Source organism: Nocardioides sp. P5_C9_2, assembly GCF_054049555.1.
In genome coordinates, this window is the sequence record NZ_JBFUMD010000101.1 from 1 (window position 1) to 9457 (window position 9457).

The 9457-nt window shown below is 72.8% G+C and carries 11 protein-coding genes; 8 read left to right on the top strand and 3 right to left on the bottom strand.

Annotated features, from left to right (window positions below; all coding sequences use genetic code 11):
• Window positions 1-396: 396 nt before the first annotated feature.
• The 4 genes from ACXJKL_RS07335 to ACXJKL_RS07350 all read left to right on the top strand — a co-directional run bounded on the left by ACXJKL_RS07335 (window position 397) and on the right by ACXJKL_RS07350 (window position 4512).
• Window positions 397-600 carry a hypothetical protein gene (locus ACXJKL_RS07335; protein ID WP_457206403.1) on the top strand — a complete coding sequence of 68 codons (204 nt, stop codon included), beginning with the start codon at window positions 397-399 and terminating at the stop codon, window positions 598-600.
• A gap of 146 nt (window positions 601-746) precedes the next feature.
• On the top strand, window positions 747-3374 hold the full coding sequence (locus tag ACXJKL_RS07340; RefSeq protein ID WP_457206404.1) for a LuxR C-terminal-related transcriptional regulator: 2628 nt from the start codon (window positions 747-749) through the stop codon (window positions 3372-3374).
• A gap of 86 nt (window positions 3375-3460) precedes the next feature.
• On the top strand, window positions 3461-4060 hold the full coding sequence (locus ACXJKL_RS07345) for an HdeD family acid-resistance protein (RefSeq protein ID WP_457206405.1): 600 nt from the start codon (window positions 3461-3463) through the stop codon (window positions 4058-4060).
• Window positions 4057-4512 (top strand): hypothetical protein, encoded by a 456-nt coding sequence (locus ACXJKL_RS07350; protein ID WP_457206406.1) that lies wholly within the window; start codon window positions 4057-4059, stop codon window positions 4510-4512. The genes ACXJKL_RS07345 and ACXJKL_RS07350 overlap by 4 nt, the downstream gene beginning before the upstream one ends.
• An 84-nt stretch (window positions 4513-4596) precedes the next feature.
• Here the strand turns inward: ACXJKL_RS07350 and ACXJKL_RS07355 are convergent, their stop codons facing one another.
• A complete protein-coding gene (locus ACXJKL_RS07355; protein WP_457206407.1) occupies window positions 4597-5088 on the bottom strand; it encodes a DUF1269 domain-containing protein in 492 nt (163 codons plus the stop codon).
• Between the two features lie 211 nt (window positions 5089-5299).
• Here ACXJKL_RS07355 and glsA point away from each other — a divergent pair, with 211 nt between their 5' ends.
• Window positions 5300-6292, top strand: coding sequence for a glutaminase A (gene glsA / locus ACXJKL_RS07360; protein ID WP_457206408.1), 993 nt, complete (start codon window positions 5300-5302; stop codon window positions 6290-6292).
• 75 nt (window positions 6293-6367) lie between these two features.
• Window positions 6368-6577, top strand: coding sequence for a hypothetical protein (locus ACXJKL_RS07365; protein ID WP_457206413.1), 210 nt, complete (start codon window positions 6368-6370; stop codon window positions 6575-6577).
• 4 nt (window positions 6578-6581) lie between these two features.
• On the opposite strand, the gene ACXJKL_RS07370 is transcribed toward ACXJKL_RS07365, so the two are convergent.
• Entirely contained in the window at window positions 6582-7412 is an 831-nt protein-coding gene (locus ACXJKL_RS07370; protein ID WP_457206409.1) for a universal stress protein, read from the bottom strand.
• A 127-nt stretch (window positions 7413-7539) separates the two neighbouring features.
• On the opposite strand from ACXJKL_RS07370, the gene ACXJKL_RS07375 reads away from it, so the two are divergent.
• Both ACXJKL_RS07375 and ACXJKL_RS07380 read left to right on the top strand, forming a co-directional pair.
• Window positions 7540-7755, top strand: coding sequence for a hypothetical protein (locus ACXJKL_RS07375; RefSeq protein WP_457206410.1), 216 nt, complete (start codon window positions 7540-7542; stop codon window positions 7753-7755).
• A 134-nt stretch (window positions 7756-7889) separates the two neighbouring features.
• Entirely contained in the window at window positions 7890-8582 is a 693-nt protein-coding gene (locus tag ACXJKL_RS07380; RefSeq protein ID WP_457206411.1) for a M23 family metallopeptidase, read from the top strand.
• Between the two features lie 9 nt (window positions 8583-8591).
• On the opposite strand, the gene ACXJKL_RS07385 is transcribed toward ACXJKL_RS07380, so the two are convergent.
• On the bottom strand, window positions 8592-9457 hold an 866-nt coding region (locus ACXJKL_RS07385), incomplete at its 5' end, for a GTPase (RefSeq protein WP_457206412.1).

A 9457-nucleotide genomic window follows, 5' to 3' on the forward strand; every position in this document is an offset into this window, starting at 1 on the left:
CCTCCGAGAGGTCCTGGTGGGCGTCGTCGACCGAGAGGACGGCGTCGTTGGCGGCGAGTGCGGCCTCGACGTACGGCGGCACGAAGAAGCAGGGCGCGCGTCCGCGGCTGGCCCTGCCCGTCGATCTGCTGGCGGTTCTGGTGACGGTTCTGGTGGTCATGGTCCCTCCCCGGGCGTGGTGGCCGTGCGGCCTACTGGGAGGACCCGCGGACGCGCTCGGAGATACACGCCGGGGCCGCTCCGGTCGTACGCCGGACGGTCGCGCTCCCCTGCAGTGTCGCGGCCTCGCCGGGCCGAGACCTCGCCCGTTTCGAGTGAGCCGTCCGGGTCCGGGCGTCCCTAGGCTCAGGGGGAGCTGTCATGGAGGGCGTACTCGCCGCACACGGAGGGAGCCTCATGCCGAGGATGATGATCCGGGTGGACGCCGAGCTGTCGGAGGGCGTCCTGAGCGCGTTCCCGCACCTGACGGCCCGTCGACAGCGGCCGCAGACGACCCTGTCGGGAGACATGCTCGACCAGGAGGAGCTCCAGGGGGTGCTCAACCTGCTCTCCAGCCTGGGCATCGACGTGGTTGAGGTCCTGACCATCCCGGATCCCTAGGGGTGCGCATCGCCGGACGGCCGTCTACCCTAAGGGAGGTGCCGGGACTCCCGGCACCCTTCTTCGGGAAACGCGGTAGGACGGACGCGCTCATGACGAGTGACCGATCAGGACGCCGGCGCTCTGCCAGCGGTCTGAGCCGGTCCGTGCCGTCCGGGGTTCCGCACCTCCCGCACACCTACGTGGCGCGACCCGACCTGTGGCGGCGTCTCGACGCCGCGACCGGCGCGCCGATGACCCTGCTGGTCGCTCCTGCGGGCGCGGGCAAGTCGCTCGCGGTCGCGGGCTGGCTGCGCGGGCAGCGCGCCGCTCCCGACACTGACGTGGTCTGGCTGACCGCGACGGACGACGGCGTGGAGACGCGCATCCGTGCGGTCCTCGACGGGGGTGCCGACGGGGGTGGGCCGGCCCCGGCCGGCGACGGTCTCCGAAGGACCCTGCTCGTGGTGGACGACGCCCACCAGCTGCCGGTCCCGGTCGTCCGCCTCCTCGACGCCCGTCTCAACGACGCCCCGGACGCGATGCGTGTCCTCCTCCTGAGCCGGTGGGACCTGCCCTTCGTCCGGCTGGCACCCCAGATGCTGGGCCACCTCACCACCCTGCGCGGGGACGTGCTGCGCCTGACGGACGACGAGTGCCGGCTCCTCATCGAGGCGCACGCCGGGACGACGGACCCCGAGGTCGTGTCATCGATCACCGCCCGTACCGAGGGCTGGTGCGCCGCGGTGGTCCTGACCGCGAGGATGGTCGCCGCCTCCCCGGACCCCGTCGCGGCGGTGAGGCGTGTCTCGCGGGGCAACTCGCGCGTCGCCGACCAGGTGGCCAGCGAGGTCTTCGCGGCGCTCGCTCCCCAGGAGCGGCACCTCCTGCTGTGCACCGCCAGCGAGGGTGAGATGAGTGCGGCGACGGCCCGGCACCTCACGCACGACCCCGAGGCCGGCGTGGCGCTCGACGGCCTGGAGTCGACCGGCCTGCTCGTCACCCGCACCGAGGTCGACGGCGCCACCTCCCCCGATGACGCCCTGCTGGGGTCCACCGATTTCCCGGAGGCGCGGTTCCGCGTCCACCCGCTGATGGTCGAGGTCGTGCGCCGCCGCATCGTGTCCGGGGGCGTCGACGTCGAGCGCGCCCGCGCGACGGTGCTGCGCGCCGTGCTCCTCGACGTGGCACGGGGGGTCACCGACGATGCGTTCCGCCGGCTCGTGGACCTGGGGCACGCCGAAGCAGCGGCCGAGCAGCTGGCCGTCGAGGGCCCGCTCCTCGTGGTGCACGGACGGTCGCGGGAGGTGCGCACGTTCGCCCAGCGCTGGCCGGACGTCGTGGTCGCGCACCCCGAGACGTGGTTGACGATGGCGCTCGAGCGCTGGAGCCACGAGGACGTGCCCGCGGCCGTCCAGTGGCTGGACCGTCTGGTCGCGCACCCCGTCGCCGAGCCCGAGGGGACGGGGCGCCTCGCGGTGCAGCGCCTGTGCGCCCGGTTGCTGCGGGCCCGCCTGGCCCTCGAGCCGGTGGCGCCCGTCGTGGACGAGGCCCAGCGTCTGATCGACTCACCCCGGTTCGCATCCGTCCCCACCGAGCTCCGGCCACACGTGCTCCGCGAGGTGGGGACCAGCCAGATGCACCTGGGTCGGCTCCGGGAGGCCGAGCCCAACCTGATCCGCGCCGTCCGGCTCGCCGAGGACCTGCGGATGCCCGGCTACGCCCTCGCGGCCATGAGCCACCTCGCCACCCTGTACTGGATGGAGGGGCGGGAGCACGTGGCCGGGCCGCTGGCCGGACGCACGCTCGACGTGATCGTGAAGCAGGCCTCCGGGCCCCCCTACCCCCGCAACCGCGTGGGCGTGGTGACCGACCTCGTGCGCATGTCCACCCACTTCAGCCCGATACCTCCGGACGAGCCGCCACCCGAGGGCGCCGCCGTCCACGCCACCGACACCACGACCCTCTTCTGGCAGCGAATCCGCGACGCCCGCGCCTGGCTGGCCCGGGGCTCGGTGGTCCAGGCCGAGCGCACCTTGCAAGGACTCATCGATGCCCCGTTGCTGCCCGCACACCTCCGGGCCGTCCTGCTGATCGAACGGGCCTTCCTGGCTGCCCTGTGCGATGACCACATGACGCTGCGCAGCCTCGCCGAGGAGCTCGGCGAGCGCGGGTTCCGCGGGGAGTCGGCCCTGCTCCGGGGGGTCCACGCGGACATGGTGGGCGAGCTGCGCCAGGCCGTCGAGTGCTTCTCCGAGGCGTCCGAGGCGACCCTGCTCGACCAGCCTCCCTGCCGAGCCCTGGCGCTCACCTGCCAGGCGCAGCTCAGCGACGCCCTCGGGGACGCCCAGCTCGCGCACCACTCGCTGAGGACGGCGGTGGCGATCACGGAGATCCGCGGCAACTTCGTGCCCTTCCTGGGGTGGAGCAGGCACGGGACCCCCACGCACCTGCTCCTGCGGCGACTGGACCTCGGCGGCTCGCACCAGTGGTTGGAGGAGCTCGTGTCGCTCACGGGCGGACAGCCGGGCATCGTGACGACGCTCGCGCCCACGATCGCCACCGTCCGCGAGCGGTCGGCGGACGCGGAGCCGATGGCCCCGACGGCGCTGAGCCCCCGCGAGCGCGACGTGCTCCGTGAGCTGGCGCGGGGGGCGACGTACGCCGACATCGCGGCCGGCCTCTTCGTCTCCGAGAACACCGTCAAGACGCACGTGTCCAGCCTCTACAGCAAGCTGGGGGCGACCCGACGCAGCGAGGCGCTCGCGATCGCCCGGCGGCTGGAGCTGCTCTGAGGAGGAGCCACCCGAAACGGGCGAGGTCACGACCCGACCGGTCCGGCACGATGGGGTCCCACCGAGGCCGCCCCGAGGAGGTCGCCGTGAGCCCCGATCCGACGACGGCCGTGCCGGTGCCGGTCACCACCCCGACGATCCGTGGACTCCCCGAGCTCTGGCAGGCGTTGCTCGCCTTCGGCCTCGTCTCCGTGGGACTGGGTCTGGTGCTGGCGGTGTGGCCGGAGCAGACGCTGACGGTGTGCGCCGTGCTCGTGGCCATCGAGCTGCTGCTGGTGGGCGCCTACCGGATCTTCTCGGCGCTCGTGTCCAGCCACCTCGACTCCGGGGCCAGGACGCTCCAGGCCCTCTCCGGTGCCGTCGCCCTCATCATCGGTCTACTGTGCCTGCGCGAGCCGCTGCAGAGCCTGCTCGCGCTGGGCATCCTGCTCGGCGCGTGGCTGGTCGTCTCCGGTGTCCTCGACCTGCTCCAGGCCCTCCTGCACGAGGACCGGTCCCGCCGAGCCGGTGACCTCGCGTCCGGAGCGGTGTGCGTCGTCGTCGGGGGCATCCTGCTGGTCAACCCGCAGCTGTCGCTCGGGCTGCTGGTCGTCCTGGCCTGCACCTGGCTGTTCTCCTCGGGGGGGATCGCCATCCTGGTGGCCCTGAGCCGCAGGCGGACCGAGCGGGCGACGGTCACGACATGAGCCAGGACGGCGCTCTGGGCGTCGTCGAGTACCTCGTCATCGAGCTGCCCGGCTCGGGAGCGTTCGACATCGAGGACCTGCGGCCGCTGCTCGACCTTGCCGACCGCGACGTCATCCGGCTGCTGGATGCCGAGGTGGTCCACCGGCCGGCGGACGGCTCGCCCCCGCTGCTGATGGACGGCACCGGTGCGACGACGGCGGACCTGACCGGGCTGGCCGCACTCGCCGGAGCGGCGTCCGGGCTGCTGGACGCCGAGGACATCGGCTCCGTGGCCGAGCTCGTCACCCCCGACGGATACGCCCTGGTGCTGGTCTTCGAGAACGTCTGGACCGCCGCTCTCGCCTCCGCGCTCGCTCGCCACGGCTGCCGCCTCGTGGCCAGCGGTCAGGTCGACGGTCGCGACCTCGACGCCGCCCTCGACCCCGACACCGTCCGACCCCCGGGAGCCTGAGACGGACCTGTTCAGCGGGGGCAGCGTGTACTCGAGGACGCGCGGCCGGCCGAGAACCCGACCGCCGCGCGGCCTCGGCACGGATCAGTCCTGCTCGGCGAAGACCTCGCGGATCGCGCTCTCCTGGGCGTCGCTCAGGTTCGTGAAGATCAGCTCGGGCTTGGCCTCGGCGAAGGCGTCGCGGACCTTGTCCATGACGGCGTCCGAGGTCATCACGAACAACGCCGACGTGCCCGGGGTGACCTCGTCGCGCACCCGGTTGATGAAGCTGTCGTCGATGCCGACGTCGCGGAGCGACCCGGCCAGGGCTCCTGTGGCCGCCCCGACCGCGGCCCCCAGCAGCGGCACGAAGAAGATCAACCCGAAGAGCATCCCCCAGAAGGCACCGCCGAGCGCCCCGGCGCCGGCCAGGTTGTTGAGCTGACGGGTCTTGGGCTTCTTCTTGCCGGTCTCCCAGCTGACGGTCGCGGCGTCGTGGATGGTGATCAGGTGCTGGGTGGCCAGGTCGTGCAGGATGTGCGTCGCGTCCTCGGCCCCCGTGGCGGTCTCGAACTTCCAGACCGTGAGCGTTCCCATGGTTGTCCCCTTCGTCGGTTCGATGTCGTCGACATCGTGGCGGCGACGAGGAGCCGCGGCACTCCCCCGATCCGGGTGAACCGAGCACGACGGAGCCACACTCACCCGTTTCAGGGGTGCTGGGCCCCGGTCGGGTCCGCGAGCGTGTCACGGGGCCGGACCACCGGCCGGAGGGAGTGCGAGCGCCGATGCCCAGCACACAGCCGGTCGGATGACGCCGTACGACGACCGCTTCGTCTCCGTCGGGCGGCTGCCCGGTGCGAGCGTCACCCGGGCCCGCGTCGAGGAGGCCCACGCGCTGTACGGGCCCGTCGGCGACGGCTCGCTCTCGACGGTCTACCCGGCGCTGGTCGACGTCGACCCCGACCTGTTCGGCCTGAGCGTGGTGTCGACCGCCGGCGAGCTCGTCGTGGCGGGAGATGCCCGGGTCCCGTTCCCGGCCATGAGCGTGACGAAGCCGTTCGTCTTCGCCCTCGCCTGCCGCCTGCGCGGCATCGAGCACGTGCGCAGGCTGGTGGGCGTCAACGCCACGGGGATGTCGTTCAACTCCACGGTCCCCGTCGAGCGGGACCCCCGTGGCCGCACCAACCCGATGGTCAACTCGGGGGCCATCGCCACGACCAGTCTCGTCGCAGGCCGCGACGTCGACGCCCGTTGGACCGCCATCCACGCGGGGCTGTCCCACTTCGCGGGCCGCCACCTGGAGCTCGACGAGACGACCCTCCGGTCAGCGTTGGCGACCAACCACCGCAACCGGGCCCTGGCCAACATGCTCGTCGCGGCGGGGGCCGTCGAGGGCGACCCCGCTGAGGCGGTCGAGATCTACACCCGCCAGAGCTGCCTGTCGGTCACCGCCGTGGACCTGGCCGTCATGGGCGCCACGCTGGCCGACGGGGGCACGAACCCGGTGACCGGTGTCCACGTCGTCGACCCGGAGATCGCCCACGCCGCGCTGGCCGTGATGACCATCGCGGGGATGTACGAGTCGTCCGGCGACTGGCTGTTCGACGTCGGGATGCCGGGCAAGAGCGGCATCGGAGGCGGCCTGGTGACCGTCTCCCCGGGCAAGGGCGCGCTCGGGACGTTCTCGCCGTTGCTCGACGCCGCGGGCAACAGCGTGCGGGGCCAGCTCGCCGCCCGTCACCTCTCCCGCCGGCTCGGCCTCGACGTGCTCGCCTCGGAAGCGGCGACTCCGGGCGGGTGACCGCGCACGCGACGGGGCGCGTTCGCCCGATTCGGGGGGGTCATCACGACCGGGGAGCCGAGATCGTCGGCGTACCTGTGCTGCACCGACAGCATGCCGTCGGGCTCGGCGATGAAGCTCGGTGACGTCCTGCGGATGCGCAACGGCAGGACCGTGGAGGTCCTCAACACCGACGCCGAGGGGCGGCTGGTGATGGCGTACGGTCTCTCCGACCACGTCCGGTACGACGGCCCGGTCCTCGTGGTCGTCACGGGCGACGCCGGGCTGGTGTTCTCCGTGGCCTGACCGGTCAGCGCACGACCGCCACGGGGCACTGGGCCCGGTGGATCAGGTCCTGCGTGACGGACCCCAGCTGCAAGCCCTCGAAGAAGCCGTGCCCTCGAGCGCCCACGACGACGAGGCTCGCGTCCGCCGAGGCGTCGACGAGCAGGGGCCCGGGAGCGACCGGGATGGCCTCGGTGGTGAGCACCACGTCCGGGTGGGCGTCGCGCAGACCGGCGACGCTCTCGCCGACCAGCACCTGACGGTCCTCGACGTCGTCGGTGACCGAGCGCGGCGTGGCGCTCAGCACGTCGGTGGAGGGTGTGTGCTCCTTCCAGCCGTGGACAGCGGCCACGACCTCGCCGGTCCGCTCGGCGCGGCGGCAGGCGTACTCCAGGCCCGCGTGGCTCGTCGCCGACCCGTCGACTCCGACCACGATCCGTGCCGCGTCCAGCTTCGCTGCGGGGCGCACCACCTCGACCGTGCAGGGGGCGTGGCGGGTCACGTGCTGGGTCACCGAGCCGATCGCGGCCCCGGCGACCCGCCCGTGGCCGTGGCTGCCGAGGACGACCATGCTCGCGGACTCCGCCAGCTCCAGGAGCGTGCCGGCGACGTGGCCCTTGTGCTCGCGGACCTCGTAGTCGCTGACGTCCAGCCCGGAGAGGATCTTCTCCGCGGCTCGCACCAGGTCCGGGTCGTGCGAGCTGTTGCCCTCCCACGGGGTGGCGATCTTGTGCTGCACCACCACCACGCGCAGCGGCGCCTCGCTGCCGACCGCCTCGTCCACGGCCCACAGGAGCGCCCGCTGGGCGTCCGCGGAGCCGTCGTACCCCACCAGGACGGATCGCTCGCTCGTCATGACACCCACCGTCCACCCGGGCCCGGACCCCGGTGCAGGGTCCATGGTCCCGGCTGGTGCGGGCGTACGGCACTACCTCACCCCGCGGGGTCTGGACACGGGTCCCGCGGGCCCCTACGTTCCGGGCATGGCCAGGATCCTGTCGTTGCTCATCGTCGTGTGGCTCGTCATCGGTGCGTTCGCCGCCTACCAGCGCGACTACTTCGCCGACACCGACACCAGCTGCGCCGAGGCGGGCAACATCGCGCTCACCGTCGTGGCGGGTCCGCTCAACTACCTGGGGGTGAATCCCGAGGTCGACTGCAGCGACGTCGACGTGGACGTCCCCGAGCCGTCGAAGTAGAGCCGCCGACCCCGGCGGACGGCGTCCCACCCGCCCGGTGTCCAGACCACCGTCGGTGATCTGGCCGTTCGGCTGAGGGAGCCCCGGGTCCGACCCCACCATGGACGCTCGTCCACGGTCCGGGGGGATCCTGCATGTCGAACCACGTTGCCGCGCGCCCAGCCGCCGGCGCCGCGCTCCTGGTGGGCGCACTCCTGCTGCTGCTCGGTCCGCTCGCCAGCGCCCCGTCGTACGCCGTCCCGGAGGCCGCCCCCGGCACCACMGCGGCGCCGGCCCGGTCACCGCTCGAGCGTGCCCTCGAGCGCCAGGTGGAGCGCCGCGAGAACGCGCTCACCGCGATGTTCGCCACCGCGGAGCAGCACGCCCGCATCGAGCAGGTGCGCTCCGACCGGCTGCGGGCGCTGGGCTACACGGGCGACCTCCCGGCCCTCCGGACGATCCTGCCGCTGGGCGGCTACCACCTGTCGGCGGGCTTCGGCGCGGCCGGCCCGCTCTGGGAGGCGGACCACACGGGCCTCGACTTCGGCGCTCCCTCGGGCACCGACCTCGTCGCGCTGGCGGACGCCACGGTCAGCGAGGTGGCCTACGCCGGCCCGTACGGGCTGCGCACCGTGCTCACCCTCGAGGACGGCACCGACGTCTGGTACTGCCACCAGATGGTGGCGCTCGTCTCCCCCGGTCAGACCGTGGAGATCGGCGAGATCATCGGCCTCGTCGGGACGACCGGCAACACCACGGGGCCGCACCTGCACCTCGAGGTGCACCCGGCCGGCGGTGCCGCGATCGACCCGGACGCCTGGCTGGTGTCCGCCGGGATGGACCCCTGACCGCCCGGTTCAGCGCTTGCGCTTCTCGCGCGGGCGCTGCTGGATGACGATCGGCGTGCCGACGAAGCCGAACTGCTCGCGCAGGCGGCGCTCGACGAAGCGCTCGTACGACGCGTCGAGCTTGCCGCTGGTGAACAGGATGAACGTGGGCGGCGACGTCGACGGCTGGGTCGCGAAGAGGATCTTGGGCTGCTTGCCGCTGCGCACGGGGTGCGGGTGCTCCCCGACGAGGCGGCCGAGGAAGGTGTTGAGCGCGCCGGTGGGGACACGCGTCTCCCAGCCCTCGAGCGCCTTGTCGAGTGCCGGCACGAGCCGGTCCACGTGCCAGCCGGTGCGGGCGGTGATGTTGATGCGCGGCGCCCACTGCACCTGGACGAGGTCGCGCTCGACCTCACGCTCGAGGTAGTAGCGACGCTCGTCGTCGACGAGGTCCCACTTGTTGAAGGCGATGATCATGGCGCGGCCGGCGTCGCGGATCGTCTGGATGATCCGCATGTCCTGCTCGGAGACGGTGAGGCCGGCGTCGAGGACCAGCACGGCGACCTCGGCCCGGTCGATGGCCGTCGAGGTGCGCAGCGAGGCGTAGTACTCGTGGCCGGACGCCTCCTTGACCCGCTTGCGGATGCCCGCGGTGTCGATGAAGCGCCAGGTGCGATCGCCCAGCTCGATCAGCTCGTCGACCGGGTCGACGGTGGTGCCGGCGACGTTGTCGACGACGACGCGGTCCTCACCGGCCAGCTGGTTGAGCAGCGAGGACTTGCCGACGTTGGGCTTGCCGACGATGGCGATGCGGCGGGGACCACCGATCTCGCCGAAGGACTGCTCGGGGGTCTCCGGAAGCGCCTCGAGGATGGCGTCGAGCATGTCGCCCGACC

Bases quoted from the DNA above. Each gene is read 5' to 3' on its own strand.
- ACXJKL_RS07350 (WP_457206406.1), top strand. From the start codon at position 4,057: ATGAGCCAGGACGGCGCTCTGGGCGTCGTCGAGTACCTCGTCATCGAG.
- ACXJKL_RS07375 (WP_457206410.1), top strand. From the start codon at position 7,540: ATGGCCAGGATCCTGTCGTTGCTCATCGTCGTGTGGCTCGTCATCGGT.
- glsA (WP_457206408.1), top strand. From the start codon at position 5,300: ATGACGCCGTACGACGACCGCTTCGTCTCCGTCGGGCGGCTGCCCGGT.
- ACXJKL_RS07370 (WP_457206409.1), bottom strand. From the start codon at position 7,412: ATGACGAGCGAGCGATCCGTCCTGGTGGGGTACGACGGCTCCGCGGAC.
- ACXJKL_RS07355 (WP_457206407.1), bottom strand. From the start codon at position 5,088: ATGGGAACGCTCACGGTCTGGAAGTTCGAGACCGCCACGGGGGCCGAG.
- ACXJKL_RS07335 (WP_457206403.1), top strand. From the start codon at position 397: ATGCCGAGGATGATGATCCGGGTGGACGCCGAGCTGTCGGAGGGCGTC.